At 48.2% G+C, this 14984-nt stretch carries 20 protein-coding genes and 1 other RNA gene; 5 read left to right on the top strand and 16 right to left on the bottom strand.

Translation table 11 applies throughout. The features are described 5' to 3' along the window. Positions 1 to 135: 135 nt before the first annotated feature. The 10 genes from HMPREF2696_RS03360 to HMPREF2696_RS03315 form a co-directional block, all read right to left on the bottom strand. On the bottom strand, positions 136 to 462 hold the full coding sequence (locus HMPREF2696_RS03360; protein ID WP_070587811.1) for a hypothetical protein: 327 nt from the start codon (positions 460 to 462) through the stop codon (positions 136 to 138). A gap of 284 nt (positions 463 to 746) precedes the next feature. Continuing rightward, the gene (locus HMPREF2696_RS03355; protein ID WP_070587808.1) at positions 747 to 1004 is read right to left on the bottom strand and encodes a helix-turn-helix domain-containing protein; all 258 of its coding nucleotides are present in this window, start codon (positions 1002 to 1004) and stop codon (positions 747 to 749) included. A gap of 124 nt (positions 1005 to 1128) precedes the next feature. After that, the gene (locus HMPREF2696_RS03350; RefSeq protein WP_049344708.1) at positions 1129 to 1359 is read right to left on the bottom strand and encodes a helix-turn-helix transcriptional regulator; all 231 of its coding nucleotides are present in this window, start codon (positions 1357 to 1359) and stop codon (positions 1129 to 1131) included. 134 nt (positions 1360 to 1493) lie between these two features. Further along, complete coding sequence (locus HMPREF2696_RS03345) at positions 1494 to 2429, bottom strand: hypothetical protein (protein WP_070587806.1); 936 nt, start codon at positions 2427 to 2429, stop codon at positions 1494 to 1496. Positions 2430 to 2484: 55 nt separating this feature from the next. Beyond that, positions 2485 to 2796: a helix-turn-helix domain-containing protein gene (locus HMPREF2696_RS03340; protein ID WP_070587803.1), complete on the bottom strand. Its 312-nt coding sequence runs from the start codon at positions 2794 to 2796 to the stop codon at positions 2485 to 2487. After that, a complete protein-coding gene (locus HMPREF2696_RS03335; RefSeq protein WP_070587801.1) occupies positions 2793 to 3161 on the bottom strand; it encodes a type II toxin-antitoxin system RelE/ParE family toxin in 369 nt (122 codons plus the stop codon). The genes HMPREF2696_RS03340 and HMPREF2696_RS03335 overlap by 4 nt, the downstream gene beginning before the upstream one ends. A 31-nt stretch (positions 3162 to 3192) precedes the next feature. Beyond that, positions 3193 to 4416 carry a tyrosine-type recombinase/integrase gene (locus HMPREF2696_RS03330; RefSeq protein ID WP_070587800.1) on the bottom strand — a complete coding sequence of 408 codons (1224 nt, stop codon included), beginning with the start codon at positions 4414 to 4416 and terminating at the stop codon, positions 3193 to 3195. A gap of 279 nt (positions 4417 to 4695) precedes the next feature. After that, positions 4696 to 5058, bottom strand: a transfer-messenger RNA (tmRNA) gene (ssrA, locus tag HMPREF2696_RS03325). Positions 5059 to 5170: 112 nt separating this feature from the next. Next, a complete protein-coding gene (locus HMPREF2696_RS03320; protein WP_004519866.1) occupies positions 5171 to 6385 on the bottom strand; it encodes a pyridoxal phosphate-dependent aminotransferase in 1215 nt (404 codons plus the stop codon). 84 nt (positions 6386 to 6469) lie between these two features. Continuing rightward, positions 6470 to 6685, bottom strand: a complete 216-nt coding sequence (locus HMPREF2696_RS03315; protein ID WP_004519865.1) for a tautomerase family protein — start codon at positions 6683 to 6685, stop codon at positions 6470 to 6472. A 165-nt stretch (positions 6686 to 6850) separates the two neighbouring features. Between HMPREF2696_RS03315 and HMPREF2696_RS03310 the strand changes: the two genes are divergently transcribed. After that, positions 6851 to 7450 (top strand): MlaC/ttg2D family ABC transporter substrate-binding protein, encoded by a 600-nt coding sequence (locus HMPREF2696_RS03310; protein ID WP_039862173.1) that lies wholly within the window; start codon positions 6851 to 6853, stop codon positions 7448 to 7450. A 59-nt stretch (positions 7451 to 7509) separates the two neighbouring features. Here HMPREF2696_RS03310 and efp read toward each other — a convergent pair whose 3' ends face one another. The 3 genes from efp to HMPREF2696_RS03295 are packed head-to-tail and all read right to left on the bottom strand — an operon-like array spanning position 7510 to position 9580. After that, positions 7510 to 8070, bottom strand: a complete 561-nt coding sequence (gene efp / locus HMPREF2696_RS03305; RefSeq protein WP_002213793.1) for an elongation factor P — start codon at positions 8068 to 8070, stop codon at positions 7510 to 7512. 42 nt (positions 8071 to 8112) lie between these two features. Further along, on the bottom strand, positions 8113 to 9270 hold the full coding sequence (gene earP, locus HMPREF2696_RS03300; protein ID WP_070587797.1) for an elongation factor P maturation arginine rhamnosyltransferase EarP: 1158 nt from the start codon (positions 9268 to 9270) through the stop codon (positions 8113 to 8115). A gap of 31 nt (positions 9271 to 9301) precedes the next feature. Next, positions 9302 to 9580 (bottom strand): hypothetical protein, encoded by a 279-nt coding sequence (locus HMPREF2696_RS03295; protein WP_004519862.1) that lies wholly within the window; start codon positions 9578 to 9580, stop codon positions 9302 to 9304. 102 nt (positions 9581 to 9682) lie between these two features. Between HMPREF2696_RS03295 and nadE the strand changes: the two genes are divergently transcribed. Further along, positions 9683 to 10471, top strand: a complete 789-nt coding sequence (nadE, locus tag HMPREF2696_RS03290) for an NAD(+) synthase (RefSeq protein ID WP_049336338.1) — start codon at positions 9683 to 9685, stop codon at positions 10469 to 10471. A gap of 68 nt (positions 10472 to 10539) precedes the next feature. Here nadE and HMPREF2696_RS03285 read toward each other — a convergent pair whose 3' ends face one another. Continuing rightward, positions 10540 to 10740 carry a protein MIGRI gene (locus HMPREF2696_RS03285; protein ID WP_070587794.1) on the bottom strand — a complete coding sequence of 67 codons (201 nt, stop codon included), beginning with the start codon at positions 10738 to 10740 and terminating at the stop codon, positions 10540 to 10542. A gap of 116 nt (positions 10741 to 10856) precedes the next feature. Here HMPREF2696_RS03285 and HMPREF2696_RS03280 point away from each other — a divergent pair, with 116 nt between their 5' ends. Then, complete coding sequence (locus tag HMPREF2696_RS03280) at positions 10857 to 11996, top strand: homoserine O-succinyltransferase MetX (RefSeq protein ID WP_049336341.1); 1140 nt, start codon at positions 10857 to 10859, stop codon at positions 11994 to 11996. Next, positions 11993 to 12574 (top strand): methionine biosynthesis protein MetW, encoded by a 582-nt coding sequence (metW, locus tag HMPREF2696_RS03275; protein ID WP_049329691.1) that lies wholly within the window; start codon positions 11993 to 11995, stop codon positions 12572 to 12574. The genes HMPREF2696_RS03280 and metW overlap by 4 nt, the downstream gene beginning before the upstream one ends. Before the next feature lie 94 nt (positions 12575 to 12668). Here metW and HMPREF2696_RS03270 read toward each other — a convergent pair whose 3' ends face one another. Both HMPREF2696_RS03270 and HMPREF2696_RS03265 read right to left on the bottom strand, forming a co-directional pair. Next, complete coding sequence (locus tag HMPREF2696_RS03270; RefSeq protein WP_049344703.1) at positions 12669 to 13133, bottom strand: low molecular weight protein-tyrosine-phosphatase; 465 nt, start codon at positions 13131 to 13133, stop codon at positions 12669 to 12671. Between the two features lie 86 nt (positions 13134 to 13219). After that, a complete protein-coding gene (locus HMPREF2696_RS03265) occupies positions 13220 to 14320 on the bottom strand; it encodes a hypothetical protein (RefSeq protein WP_003685151.1) in 1101 nt (366 codons plus the stop codon). Positions 14321 to 14525: 205 nt separating this feature from the next. Between HMPREF2696_RS03265 and gloA the strand changes: the two genes are divergently transcribed. Continuing rightward, positions 14526 to 14939 (top strand): lactoylglutathione lyase, encoded by a 414-nt coding sequence (gloA, locus tag HMPREF2696_RS03260; protein WP_003685011.1) that lies wholly within the window; start codon positions 14526 to 14528, stop codon positions 14937 to 14939. The last annotated feature ends 45 nt before the right edge of the window (positions 14940 to 14984 follow it).

Genomic DNA, 14984 nt, shown 5'->3' with positions numbered 1-14984 from the left:
AAAACACTAGGGCGAAGTTTGCCCTATGCCGTCTGAAATAGGCGGCATAAAGGCGGGTAAATTTCAGGGAATAGGTGGGCTTAACCGGCGTGGGTTACGCTGTAAGCAGCCCATTCTTTCAGGCCGTCTGAATCGTCAGGGCGCTGGGACGGGGTCAGTTTGAATGTATCCCGCAAGCTCGGATGACAAATCGAAAGATTCCAAGTTTTCCGCATGGGGGACTAGGGTTTGAATGACTGTGGCAAGGCGTGCCGTGCTTCCGCTCGCACTTATGGGGGTGTCGCGGACGGAATGGTCGGCCATGTTGTCGCAAATGGTGTCGATGATTGCGCCCGTATTGGCGATAAATTCGCCGCCGTAGTACAGCGCGTCCATGATGCGGTTTGCCAGCTCTAAAGGGATAGTTACCGTTTGGGCTTGATTTTGAATGGTTTGGATTTGGGTAGAAGTGCAAGATTGCATTTGAAATGCTCCTAACTGTTTGAGATTTGAGAAATGCCCAAAATAGGGGGCGGTGCTCTCTCCTGCAGTTAGTCAGGCGTGGACGTTGCCGTTACCACACACCGCCATAAACTTTGATATGCCGTCCAAAACCTGTGAATAGGCTTCAAACGCCATAAGAGAAAATAGCGATAAAAAATCAGCGTTTACCCTGCTGATTTGGGCTAACTGTATTTAAGAGAGAAACTTAATTCTGCTTCCCAAAGCTCAATCTGTCAAATGGTTTTTTACGGGGTTAGATGGCGTTATGACTTACTCTTTTCCGACACCAGCAAAGAAAACCGCCCGCGTTTCACGGTCTCCCCGAATTGGTTTTTTACATCTTCCATCACGGTTATGATTTCATGCCCCGCTCTGCGAAGCTCCATAATGCGTGAGTTATAGCCAAGTATGCCCATCTGTGCCAACTCCCATGATGTAACGCTCCCTTTTCTCAATCGGGCTAAAACTCGCTCTTTTTGGCTTGGCGTTTTGGGCTTGTTATTGATACAATCAAATTTCATAATCTACTCTTCTTTCTGCCGTCTGAATGGCCGTTCAGGCGGTTTTATTTTTCAAAAATCAGGTCTTGAGTTATCATCGCGCGCGCGGGCGCGTATTGGTCCGAAAACTCCTGTTCTCCTTTCATTAGCTTGCCTGTTCTGTAAGCCATTTCTTCACTTCTCCTGCTACATAAAAGCGGCTGCGCGTGCCTGTGATTTGGCGTGATTGCGGGAATTGTCCTGCTGCCTCCAGTCGTCTAATTTGGCTGCTGCTCAAGCGAGTGATTCCGCGCCGTCCTTTCGCTTGGCTGGTCTCAAGTTCTGCAATAGTTAATTGCGCGGTATCAGGTAAGCTGTCGATATTGATAATGTGCATTTATTGCCTCCGTTTGGTTAATCACGCCTGCGGATTGCTGGCGTTTCGATAGGCACAAATATAGCCGCCTCAATGGGCGGCTGTTTAGGCAGTAGCGTGTTGATTTCATGAAATAGCGTGTTGATTTCATGAAGTCAGCTAGTTGATTTCATGTTTTGCTCAAATTTTTTTATCCACTCTACAACCGTTCTTTCTGTTGGAACATCAGGGGCGGGGATTTCACCGTTATTAATTTTACGGATAATCAGGCTGATTAATTCAGCTTTTCCTCCTCTTTGATTTAACTTTCCCTTTCTTTCCTCCAATAACTGATTTACGGCTGCTATCGTTCCTGCTTTTTCATAAGGGCTTTGCTTGGCTTTTCCTGCTCTTTTAGCGTTTTCCGAAATTGCATTTTCTTTTACTTCTTTTATAAGTTTCTTCAGTTCCTCATCTCTCTGACTGCTCATAAAATCATATTCAGCAATCCTTAAAATGTTCCATGCCCTCAATAAATCGCTCACTGCATTTTTTCTACGAAACTCTTTCCATTCTTGAAGAGGGATTGGAAAATCTATATCACTTGCTTCATCTTCAATAGTTTGTGGGTAAAACCCACTCATAGCATTTTCAAAATGCTTTAAAGCTAAAACTGCGACTAATTCAAACTCTTTTACATTTGGAAGATCATCATCTTCATCATCTATCCCATATCTCTCAACATACCCTAGTAGTGCTTCATAATCTTCAGTGTTTTCCTCTGTTTCTAAGTATGATGTCTCTTGGATATATTCGATAGCTCGATGTGTTGGATAACAATTTACCTCTCCATCTGAATAATCCCACTCGAACAAATCATGCAGACTATCATCAAAGTGAAGGGCTTCTTTTAGTTCACGAATGGCTGTATCTTCTTCCTCTTGAAAATAATATTCGATGTTTTCATCAATCAATCTAATAGCATATTCAATTTGCTCATGCGTCCTGTTCTGCAACAATCGCTTTAACGCTGCTAACAGTCTGCTTGTAGCTGGTGCTGAAAAGCTACTAGCCTGCCAAGCCAAATTTTCTAATTCTTCCCATGTTCTCATTATGTTAGCCTTAAATTTCCCCGATAACTTGAAGCGGATATTTTCAGACGTATTTTTAGGCAATCGCCTCAATTCCCTTGTTCTTGACGATGGTAAGCAGCTTCAAAGCTGCGCCGCTCGGCTTTTTAATACCCCGCTCCCATTCGGAAACTTGGTTTTTACCGATGTTTAGATACATGGCAAAAGCGGCTTGAGATAATGCTTCACGCTCTCTAATTGCCTTGATGTCGTCGCCGCTCAATGGTTTGATTTCGGTCAGGCATGATTTGTCAAAATCGCGCATGGTTTTTTTGTCGATAATGCCAATGTCGTGCAATCCCTGCATGGTTTCATGTATTGCTGCGAAAATCTCGCTTTTGTATTTCATGGCTGTATCTCCGTGAAAGTGCCGTTTGATTTGGCTTGTTCTATGTCGGTTTCCGTCATTGCCAAGATGATGGTGGCGGCTTTCTTTAATTCTGCAAGTTCTTTGTTCGTGATGTTTTCGCGGTCATTCTTGGCAAAGGCAGTCATGAAAAACGCCCGTTCCCCACGTCTGAAAAATATCAGACTACGATAACCGCCGCTTCTGCCTTGTCCTTGTCTTGCTATGCGTTGCTTGATAACGCCGCCGCCTAAATCTGCGTCTATCACTCCTTTATCTGCCCGCTCTACCGCTTCTATCAGCTCGGAATCGCTGATTTTGTGCTTCTTGGCAAATTTCGTTATCCACTGGTTTCTAAATATCCGCATGGTTTTCTTTCGTAATGCTTAAGATGATAGTTTATTCTGCCGTTTCCTGCAATATGCCTGAATGTGCTTTCAATTCATCAAGATAATCAGCCCATTTTTGAACCATATCGGCGCGCTGTTCTAAATATTCCGCATGGTTATAGGCTGCCCTTGTCGTGTTGGGGTCTTTGTGGGCTAGTTGTCGCTCTACCCAATCGGCGTTATAGCCCATCTCATTCAATATCGTGCTGGCTGTATGCCTAAAGCCGTGCTGTGTGGTTTCTTCCAAGAATCCTAGACGGTCTAATGCTTTTCGTATTGCTCCCTCGCTCAAGGGCTGTTTTTTGCTGGTGTTACAAAATACATATTCATAATGCCCCGTTACAGGTTTCAAGCCGTCCAGTATTGCTAAGGCTTGGCGGCTCAAGGGGACAATATGGTCTATCTTGTTCTTCATGTTTACGCCGTCTTTATAGTATTGCTGATCCTCCCAATCAATTTCACACCAGCGCAATAAACGCAATTCGGAAGGGCGGGCAAATACATAAGGGGAAAGCTGTAATAGGGCGCGTGTTTGCGGAAAGCCAGTGTAACCGTCAAAAGCCTGTAACATCTCGCCTATCCTTTGCGGGTCTTTAATGAAGCGGTAATGTTTCTGTTCCACCTTTGCCAGCTCTCCCCGCAATTCGGCGGCGGGATTGAACAGGCTCAAGCGAAGTTTCACGGCATATTTGAAAACTTGATTTACTACGTCATAAATTTTTTGTGCCGTGTCATATTTCCCTGCCGATTCCAGCCTCTGTAACAGTCCTAAAACCTCAAGCGGCATGATTTCGTCTATTTTGCGTGTTGCAAGATCAGGGAAAATATGAAGCTCAAGGCTGCGGATAACTCTTTGTGCATGGTCGGGCTTCCATTTATTCGGCTTTGCTACTTGGTCGCTGTGCCATTTGCGCGCAATAGCCTCAAATGTGTTTTTTAGCTGCTCTGCCTGCCTCTGTGCTTTGTCTTGCTGGTGTAGCTTGGGGTCTATCCCTTTTGCTATCAGTCCGCGCAATTCTTCGCGTTTTTCTCTTGCTTCTTTTAAGCTGATTTCAGGATAGACACCCAGTCGCATTTCATCGCGTTTGTTGTCGCTTGGACGGTAGTAACGAAAACGCCAGTATTTGCCGTTTCCCCTTGCTTGAAGATATAACCCGCCGCCGTCTGATAATTGATTCGGCGGTTGTAGTTTTTTGCATTGGCTATCGGTAAGTGGCAGCGTCTGTTTAGGCATTTTTAATCCAGTTTGGGGTAACTTTTAAAAACTTATTAAGCCATTGTTAATAATTGGTTTTATGGACTTTTGGGGTAACTTGTTTCAAAAAATAGGGCTAATTTGCCCACTTTCCGGGCTTGTTTTTTTGGGTAACTCATGAAAAGTTACCCTAAAAGTTACCCTATAAATTGCGAAAACTCAAGCATACGCCAGCATATTCAAGGTAATAAAAAAGCCTTGAAACCGTTATGGCTCAAGGCTTTATGCGTATTACAGGATACTGCTGAAAATAGGGTATGGTGGAGGCGGGGGGAATCGAACCCCCGTCCGAAAGTCCTCTACAGAGCGTTCTACATACTTAGTTGTGTCTATTTAGAATCTCGTCCTCATCATGCCGACCAACAGGCCTTCAGAGAACCAGTTACCTTAAATCTCGTTTCCTGCCAAGTAACCCGACAGAAAACCAGTCAATGTAGAATGACGTTGCGGTAGCTTGCGCTACACAGCCCATTGACCAACTGCTGCAACGGCAGGCCTTAAGCGGCCAGTGCGTAAGTTTCGTCGTTTGCGACTATTTAAATTCAGTGTTTAACGGGAAATCTGAGACCCCGGTATGCCCGCATCTGCTTTGCAACCCCCGTCGAAACCAAGATCGCCCCCAGATAGGTAAGGTCGATTATACGCATGTCAGCAGGCTTTGCCAAGTTGCTGTTTGATTAAAAAGGCCGTTTGAACAGCGGTTTGCTTTTTCAGACGGCCTCTTTGTTTAGGTTTATTGATGGTAGTTTTGCAAGAAGCGTTTGAGTTTGTCCATGGCTTCTTCGATTTGATGAACGGGCGGCAGGGTAACGATACGGAAGTGGTCGGGGCGTATCCAGTTGAAGCCTGTGCCTTGGACGAACAAGACTTTTTCACGTACGAGTAAGTCGTAGATGAATTTCATGTCGTCATGGATGCTGTACATTTCGGTATCGATTTTGGGGAACATATACAATGCGCCCATGGGTTTGACGCAGGATATGCCCGGAATCTGGTTGACCAGTTCCCATGCTTTGTTGCGTTGCTCGAGCAGGCGGCCGCCGGGGAGGAGGAATTCGTTGATGCTTTGGTATCCGCCCAAGGCCGTCTGAATGGCGTGCTGCATGGGTGTGGTGGCACAAAGGCGCATAGACGAGAGCATGTCCAAGCCTTCGATATAGCCTTTTGCATGATGTTTCGGGCCGTTGAGTATCATCCAGCCTTGACGGAATCCGGCAACGCGGTAGGCTTTCGAGAGACCGTTGAATGTAACGGTCAGGAGGTCGGGGGCAAGTGCGGCGATATGGTGGTGTACGGCGTCGTCGTAGAGGATTTTGTCGTAAATTTCGTCGGCAAAAATAATCAGGCCGTGTTTACGCGCCAGTTCGGCGATTTCCAGCAGGATTTCTTTGCTGTACACCGCGCCGGTAGGGTTGTTGGGGTTGATGATGACTATGGCTTTGGTTTTCGGTGTAATTTTGGCTTCCATATCGGCCAGGTTGGGGAACCAGTTGTTTTCTTCGTCGCATAGATAATGGCGGACGGTACCGCCTGCCAGTGTTGCGGCGGCGGTCCACAAAGGATAGTCCGGTGCGGGAATCAGGATTTCATCGCCGTCGTTGAGCAATGCCTGCATGGACATGGTGATCAGCTCGGACACGCCGTTGCCGATGTAAACATCGTTGACGGTAACGTCGAGCAGTCCTTTGGTTTGGTAGTAGTGGACGATGGCTTTGCGTGCGGAGTAAAGGCCTTTGGAGTCGCAATAGCCTTGCGAAGTCGGCAGGTTGCGGATGACGTCAACCAAAATTTCGTCAGGCGCTTCAAAGCCAAACGGAGCCGGATTGCCGATATTGAGCTTGAGGATTTTGTTGCCTTCTTCTTCCAGTTGCAGGGCTTTTTTGTGAACTGGGCCGCGAATATCGTAGCAAACGTGATCCAGTTTGGATGATTTAGGGAATTTCTCCATGATGTGTGTTCCGTAAAATTGTTAACAATGGGATAAATGTACTCTTTTTGTGGGTAAATTAAAAGAGCTTCAGACGTCCAAAGCTTACTTATTGCGCGCTTCAGCACGGCGAACCGTCACGCTTTTACCGCCTATGCCCCAGTTGTCCATATTGATTTCGTCGATGACGACGACGGTCGTCTCGGGATTTTTGTTGAGAACGCGTGAGAGTAATTCGGTGACGCCGCGAATTAATTCGGCTTTTTGTTCCGCACTCGGGGCTTCGTTGCCGCCGGTTACTTTGATGTTGACGTAGGGCATGGCTTTTTCCTTTTAAAATAGTGTTCACATGTTATCTTATTTTTATCAGGCCGTCTGAAATTTGATTGCAGGATTTTTCATTGCTCATGACTGCTTTTACAAAGAATTAAGTTTTTTGGAATAGATTGTTTTTAAAATGCGGTTTTATTTTGGATGGATATCGTCATGAACCGTTTTCTTCAGACTTTGATTGTGGCCGCGCCGATGGTGATTGCCGCGCCCTATGTGGCGGCGGAAACGCATCCTGCGCAAAAGCAGATGCAGCAGAATATTGATGCTGTGCTGAAAATTGCACGCAATACTTCTTTGACAGAAGCGCAACGTGTGAAACAGGTTGAGCAGTATGCCAACCGTTATTTGGATTATGAACGTATTTCGGCTTTGGCTGTCGGCGCGCCATGGCGTGAATTTTCTGCCAAACAGAAAACTGATTTTATCCGTGCATTCAAAGACATGGTGATTGCGATGTACTCGCATTCTGCACTGATTGGTGCGGCGGATGCGAATGTACGCCTGTTGCCGAAGATGACGGCAAACGGCAATAAGTTTGACGTTTTCTCGGAAATTCAGACCAAAAAAGGCACCAAGTATGAAGTGGCCTACCAGCTTTACCAAAGTGGCGGTGCGTATAAGATTTACAATATCCGCGTGGACGGTACCAGCTTGGTAACGGTATACCGCAACCAATTTGGCGAGCTGATTAAGAGCAAAGGCATTGACGGTACGATTGCGACTGTTGCAGCCAAGGGCTTGAAGAAACAATAAGGTAGATTGATCAAAAGGCCGTCTGAATATTCAGACGGCCTTTTTGTGTTACGGGCTGATTAAGCACGTTTGCGGAATTCGCCGGTACGGGTATCGATTTCGATTTTGTCACCGTTTTCGATATAAGACATCACTTGGATTTCAGTGCCGCCGACCAGACGCGCGGTTTTCATCACTTTACCGGAGGTATCGCCTTTAACGGCAGGCTCGGTGTATTCAACTTCGCGAACGATGATGGTAGGCAATTCTACGGAGATTGGGTTGCCTTCGTAGAAAGTAACTTCGCATTGGTCTTCCATACCGTCAACGATGAATTTCAACGCGTCGCCGATGTTGTCGGCTTCGATTTCGTATTGGTTGAATTCTTCGTCCATGAAGACGTACATAGGATCGGCAAAGTAGCTGTAAGTACAGTTTTTGCGGGACAGGATAACGACGTCGAATTTGTCGTCGGCTTTGTAAATGGTTTCAGAAGCGGCACCGGTCAGCAGGTTTTTCAGTTTCATGCTGACTTTGGCGGAAGAGCGGCCGCCTTTGATGTATTCGGTTTTTTGAACGACCATAGGATCGTTGCCGACCATGAATACGTTGCCGGCGCGCAGTTCTTGTGCTGTTTTCATTGTAGTTTTCCAATCAAATCGGTTGTAATAAAACGCGCTATTTTAGCGTATTTTTTTGTGCTTTGAAATAAAGGCGGCAAGTTTTTCAACGGCACTTTTTTGAGCAAAAAGTCCATCCCGCCATTTTGCCGCGCTTTGCCGCCATTCATTTTGGTGTGCAGTCAGGGTTTGCCATGCCTGCAGGCGCTGGCTGTCGCTGAGTGCATCACCGTTGTTGAGTTCGTCGGAAAGGCGGTAGTGTGCCGTGGCGACAACATCCGGATAAACCTGATGCGCTTTGTCCCAAAAAGCGTGCAGTTTGTCGAGATGGATATTTTCTTCTTGCGGATAGATGTGCCAAAAGAAAGGCTTTCCGGCAAGCTGGGCGCGAACAAAGCTGTCTTCGCCGCGTATGATAGCGCCGTCGGCAAGGTTGAGCAGTTTGTCGAAATCCTGTTGGGGGACAAAAGGGATTTTGATCAGGGTAATGTGTTCGCTCTGATACACATCGCCGTCTTCAAGCAGGGCATTTTGCGGTACTAGGTCGCTGTTTTTCAGACTGGCGATGATTTGTGTACCTGCAAGCAGCAGGGTAATGGGTTGGCCGGCCTGTTGCCACATAGTCAGCCATTTTGCCCAAATATCGCTTTGATAGCCGAAAAGCAGCCACTCGGACGCGTTTTTTGCGGGAAGTTTGAGTTGTCGGCGTAAGGCTTCCGTATCAAATCCGGCCGATTCGGCGTAATCGCGTTCGCGCAGCAGGCCGCCGCTTTTTTCGCTGAAACCCATAAACCAAAAGTATTTCTGTATGCCGCCGGCCTGGGGCGAGGGCATTAAGTGCAGCCTCTCGTTGCTGTCTTCCGCGCTGAGGTATTCCCAGTTGAGCCAAAGCGGTTGGTGTTGGCGGATGATGGTTTGAACGTTGTCGGGCAGTTCGCAGGCGAAGGTTTCGATGACAATGTCGGGGGTAGGGGCTGTATCGGTATCTTCGGCGTAGTCGGCTTGCCAAGCGTGAATGCCGATGCCTTGATGGATATTGGGAATCGAGGCCAAGTCAGGGCAGAGTGCCTGAAGGGACGGAAAGTCGTCTGTCCACAAATGCACTTGCCAGCCGAGTTCGCGTTGCAAAACACGCGCCAGCCGCCATGAAACGCCGATGTCGCCGAAGTTGTCGATGACGTTGCAGAAAATCCAGCAGGTATAAGGTGGGGTGGTGTTCATGGAAAAATATGCCCAAGGCCGTCTGAAAACATCAGAATGCGCCGAAATAGTGGAATAAATAAACAATCAGCAAAATAATCGGGATAAACATCCAAATGCTTTGCCGTTTCAATTCGGGCTCTTGTTTGAGGTGGTGTTTGATGACGTCAAAAAGGACGAACTTGAATAGGAACGTGGCTTCGCAGGCAAGGATGATGCCGTTGATGAGGTGTTGCGTTTTGTCTTCGGGCGGGTTGAGGGCAAACCACAAAAGGGTGGCGAGCGGAATCAGGCAGACGACGAGCCAGCGCAGAAGGATGGGTTTGGACATGGTGTGTGTGCAAGAAATAAAAAGGGTATTATACCCTGTCGTCTTTCAGACAAGTGCAAATCAGGCTATCATTCGTTTTATTTGAAGCGAACATTTATCCCTATGCAAACCCAAGCCATCATCCGCCATATTGTTCAATGGCTCAAAGATTACGCCGAGCAGGCGCTTGCCAAAGGTTTTGTCGTCGGCATATCCGGCGGCATCGATTCTGCCGTGGTTTCCACCCTTGCCGCGCAAACCGGTTTGTCGGTTTTGTTGTTGGAAATGCCGATTCGTCAGAAATCTGACCAAGTCAACCGCGCTCAAGAACACATGGGCCGTCTGAAAAAGCGTTATCCTAACGTAAAAGCGCAAAGTGTTGATTTGACTCCGGCGTTCGATACGTTTGCCGATACCGTTGATGTCAGCGAAACCGAATTTCCCAACAAACAGCTGGCACTTGCCAATGCACGCAGCCGCCTTCGCATGACGACGCTTTATTATTACGGCCAGCTGCATGGTTTGCTGGTGGCGGGAACGGGCAACAAAATTGAAGATTTCGGCGTCGGTTTCTTCACCAAATACGGCGACGGCGGCGTGGACATCAGCCCGATTGCCGATTTAACCAAAACTCAGGTGTACGCTTTGGCAGCCGAGCTAGACGTATCGGAAGACATTCAAAAAGCCGTGCCGACAGACGGCCTTTGGGATATCGAGCGTACCGATGAAGAGCAAATGGGCGCATCTTATCCCGAACTCGAATGGGCGATGAGCGTGTACAACAGCCACAAGCCTGAAGATTTTGAAGGCAGACAGCGCGAAGTTTTGACAATCTATACCCGATTGCACAAAGCCATGCAGCACAAAGTCAACCCGATTCCGGTTTGCAAGATTCCGGAAGAGCTGTTTTAAATTTGGACATCAAAAGGCCGTCTGAAAACGTTGGATTAAGGTTTTCAGACGGCCTTTTATATTTTATTTCAATAAGAATTAGGAATATGCTTGAAAAACAGCATCATCAGATACCAAAACAGCGTAGCGGTCGCCGCGCCCAGCAATACCCATGCGCTGATTTTGGCGATTTCACGAATGGTGCGCTTTTGTTTACGGCTGAACAAACGGTTCACAATCAATGCCGCTATGGCGCAAAAGAAAAAAAATCGCAAAAGCCTGCCTATCATTCCACATTCTCCCAAAAATATTGCCTTTAATCAGGGCAGGCCGTCTGAAGCCTCATGCACAAAACAAAGACGAAACGTTATAATACCCCTTTTGCCGCTTCACTTGGAAATTACAAATGACAACAAATGCCTCAGTGGGCATTGTAACGCCCCAGAAAATCCCGTTTGACACACCGCTTGCTCTGGAAAACGGCAAAACCTTACCTCGTTTCGACCTGATGATTGAAACCTACGGCACGCTCAACGCAGACAAAAGCAACGCCGTTCTTATCTGCCACGCCCTGTCAGGCAATCATCACGTTGCCGGCAAGCACAGCGTGGAGGATAAATACGCCGGTTGGTGGGACAATATGGTCGGCCCCGGCAAACCTATCGATACCGAACGCTTTTTCGTTGTCGGTTTGAACAACTTGGGCGGCTGCGACGGCAGTACCGGCCCTTTATCCGAAAATCCTGAAACCGGTCGCGAATATGGCGCGGATTTCCCCGTTGTAACCGTCAAAGACTGGGTGAAGTCCCAATCCATGCTTGCCGATTATCTCGGCATTCAAAAATGGGCGGCCATTGTCGGCGGCAGCTTAGGCGGCATGCAGGCATTGCAATGGACGATTTCTTTGCCTGAACGCGTTGCTCATGCGCTCGTCATCGCTTCTGCGCCTAAACTTTCCACTCAAAACATCGCGTTTAACGATGTTGCCCGCCAGGCGATTTTGACCGATCCCGATTTCCACGAAGGCAATTACCGCAGCCATCATACCGTTCCTTCACGCGGTTTGCGTATCGCGCGCATGATGGGACACATCACTTATCTTGCCGAAGACGGCTTGGGTAAAAAATTCGGCCGCGATTTAAAATCAGACGGTTATCAGTATGGTTACGGCGTTGAGTTTGAAGTGGAATCTTATCTTCGCTATCAAGGCGACAAGTTTGTCGGCCGCTTTGATGCCAACACTTATCTGCTGATGACCAAGGCGCTTGACTACTTCGACCCGGCCGCCGATTACGGCCACAACCTCACGCGCGCTGTGGAGAATGTGCAGGCCAAGTTTTTTGTTGCCAGCTTCAGCACCGACTGGCGCTTTTCGCCGCAACGTTCGCATGAATTGGTCAAGGCATTAATCGCCGCGCAAAAATCCGTGCAGTACATTGAAGTCAAATCCAATCACGGCCACGATGCGTTCTTGATGGAAGACGAAGCCTATATCCGCGCGGTTGCCGCTTATATGAACAACGTTTACAAGGACTGCCAAAAATGAATCTGCGCGACGATTTGCAACTCATTTACGATTGGATACCCGAAGGCAGCCGCGTACTCGATTTAGGCTGCGGCGACGGCGAGCTGTTGGCTGCGTTGGTGGAACATAAAAATTGCACCGGCTACGGTGTTGAAATCGATACCGACAGCGTGATTGCCGCCATATCCCGCGGTGTGAACGTCATTCAAGCCGATTTGGAAGAAGGTTTGGTGGCTTTTGGCGATCAAAGCTTTGATGTGATTGTCTTGAGCCAAACCATTCAGGCGATGCAGAACACGGAAAAAATCCTGCGCTGCCTGATGCGCGTGGCCAAGCAGGCTATTGTCAGCTTCCCTAACTTCGGCTACTGGCGCAACCGCTTTCAAATCGCCATTGGCGGCCATATGCCGGTTTCCGAGCGGATGCCGTATCATTGGTACGATACGCCCAATATCCATTGGTGTACCCTCAAAGACTTTGATTTGCTGTGTGCCAAAAACAAAATCCGCGTGCTTGAGCGTGCGGTCATGACGGGCAACCGACAGGTTAAACATCTGCCGAATTTATTGGGCAGCCTGGCGTTTTATCGTGTAGGTTGATTGCAGTAATCAATAGGGCCGTCTGAACAGGTAATCACGAAAGCATGGCTTTTGCAAATACCTGTTCAGACGGCCTTTTATTATTAAAGTCGGTTTAAGCCTGTTTCAGTTTTTCCAACAAGGCAAAACTGCCGGCATCGACCAGACGGTAGGTTTCGTCAAAGTCGCCCGTGTACCACGGATCAGGAACGTGGTTGTAACCTGAATCGGGGATAAGGTCGGTCAGTTTGAAGATTTTGCCGGGGTGGAAGCCGAGCTGCTTTTCGGTTTCTCTGAGGTTGTTGTCGTCCATCACGATGATGTAGTCGAAATGTTCGGCATCGCTGGGTTTGATTTTGCTGCTGGTAAAGCCTGACGGGTCGATGCCGTGTTGTTTGAGTACACGGCGCGTGCCTTCGTGCATGTTTTCCCCGTCGTGCCAACCTGACGTGCCTGCGCTGGCTGTAATGACGGCATTGCCCATGCCTGCTTTGCGGGCGCGGTGGCGCAGGACGTATTCGGCCATAGGGGAGCGGCAGATGTTGCCGAGGCAGACGAAAAGGATTTTGTGGGTTTTCATATGCGTGAAAATGAGCGGTAAGGTTTGAAAATCAATGCAACACGCTAAACCGTTTTCAGACGGCCTTGGCGTGTTGCATTTTCAATTTAGTTTACATTGCTGAAGAAAGGATTATGGCCTTCTAGTTTCAACGCTTGGGCATAAGTAGGGATGTTCTCGTTTTCGCCCAATGGGTTGTGCAGCAGGTAGAGGTGCTCGATTCGGCATTCGGCCATCAGGTCGAGGAAGTTTTGCTGAACGATGGCGATATTGTCGGTTGATGCAAGCTCCCAAGTGAAGGTCTGCGGAACGATTTCAAACGCGCTGTCTGTCGCGTTGAAGCTGAACTGGAGCTTGCCGTCCGCTTTCGCTGCGGCAACAACGCCGACGCGCGGGCTTTGCATACGGATGGCGCGGATGGCGTTGGTGGCAAAAACGTCCATGGCCATGCGTTGGCGGGTGTGGCTGCCGTCGGTAAGCGCGTCAAGCGGCGTATTGGGCGAGAGCGGGTTGGTAAAGAGGGTAACGCCGTCGAGGGCGAGATGCTCTTGCCAAACCTGCATCAATGGCAGGCCTGCCTGTTGCAGGTTAAGGCCCAAGGCAGTCTGAATGTCTTTATTGCCGTAGCCCAGCGCGTAAACAACATGGACGGATTGACCTTCGGGCAGCGTCAATGGTTTGTATTCGAATTTTTGCAGGAATGCGCCTGCCGCTTCATCGTTTTGCTTGGCTTGGAACCACTCGCCCGGGGTAACGCTGCTCAAGTCGGTAGATTGGACGAGGTAAGGCAGCCATTGCGTGTTTTGCGTGAGGGTACGCAGGTTGGGGTAGTTTTGCAGGCAGGCGAAGAGTGCTTCGGTAGGCAGCGTAAGCGGCAGGGTTTGTTCTTTTTTGCAACCGGCGACCAAAACGACAGGCAGGGCAAACCATTGGGCTTCGTTATCGTTTTCTGCCTTCAGGACTTCGCCTACGCTTTGAATCAGGCTGGTGTAAGTGCCGACATCGGGCGCCATGGTCATTGCCAATGAAAGGTTGATGTAATGGTTTTGGCTGAGCATGGTGCGGATTTCGGTTTGCAGTTGGCCGGCCGAAAGCTTGCGCGATGCGGAGGAGGAGTTGTGCGCCAGCTGATAGGCATTGAGCAGAAGGTAGTTTTTGATAGGGCTCTGCGGATAAGGGCGGGTATCTGGAAGAACAAAGGTTTTCATGACGGTTTGAAGTGTTGTGTTGTAAGTGTGGCGATTATAGCAATTTAGTCAGTCGGTGTGCTTGTTAATAAATTAAATTCAACTGGCGATAGGGATACGCTTCATTTTCACAAGGTTTAAGTATCAGCATTTTCTAAGTTGGGGAGGGTAAATGCCCGATGTGTTATAATCCATGACCAAACATAATTCAGAAAGGAACAAAATCATGCGCTTGCTTCATACTATGCTGCGTGTCGGCAATCTCGAACGCTCTTTGGATTTCTATCAAAACGTATTGAACATGCAACTGCTGCGCCGCCGCGATTATCCCGAAGGCCGTTTTACTTTGGCTTTTGTCGGTTATGGCGATGAAGCGGACCATACTGTTTTGGAACTGACCCACAACTGGGATACCGAGTCTTACGATTTGGGCGATGCTTATGGCCATATCGCGATTGAAGTCGATGATGCTTACGCGGCGTGCGAGCGTGTCAAAGAAATGGGAGGTAAAGTGGTACGCGAAGCCGGCCCGATGAAACACGGCACGACTGTGATTGCGTTTGTTGAAGATCCAGATGGCTACAAAATTGAATTTATTCAAAAGAAAAGCGGTAGCGATTCGGTTCAATATTCATCTTAAGGCATAAGATAATGGAAAAGGCCGTCTGAACATTCAGACGGCCTT

The organism is Neisseria sp. HMSC058F07, from assembly GCF_001810035.1.
Classification (GTDB): domain Bacteria; phylum Pseudomonadota; class Gammaproteobacteria; order Burkholderiales; family Neisseriaceae; genus Neisseria; species Neisseria perflava.
The sequence above is the reverse complement of the archived record's forward strand: the minus strand, read 5'-3'. Positions and strand labels throughout refer to the sequence as shown.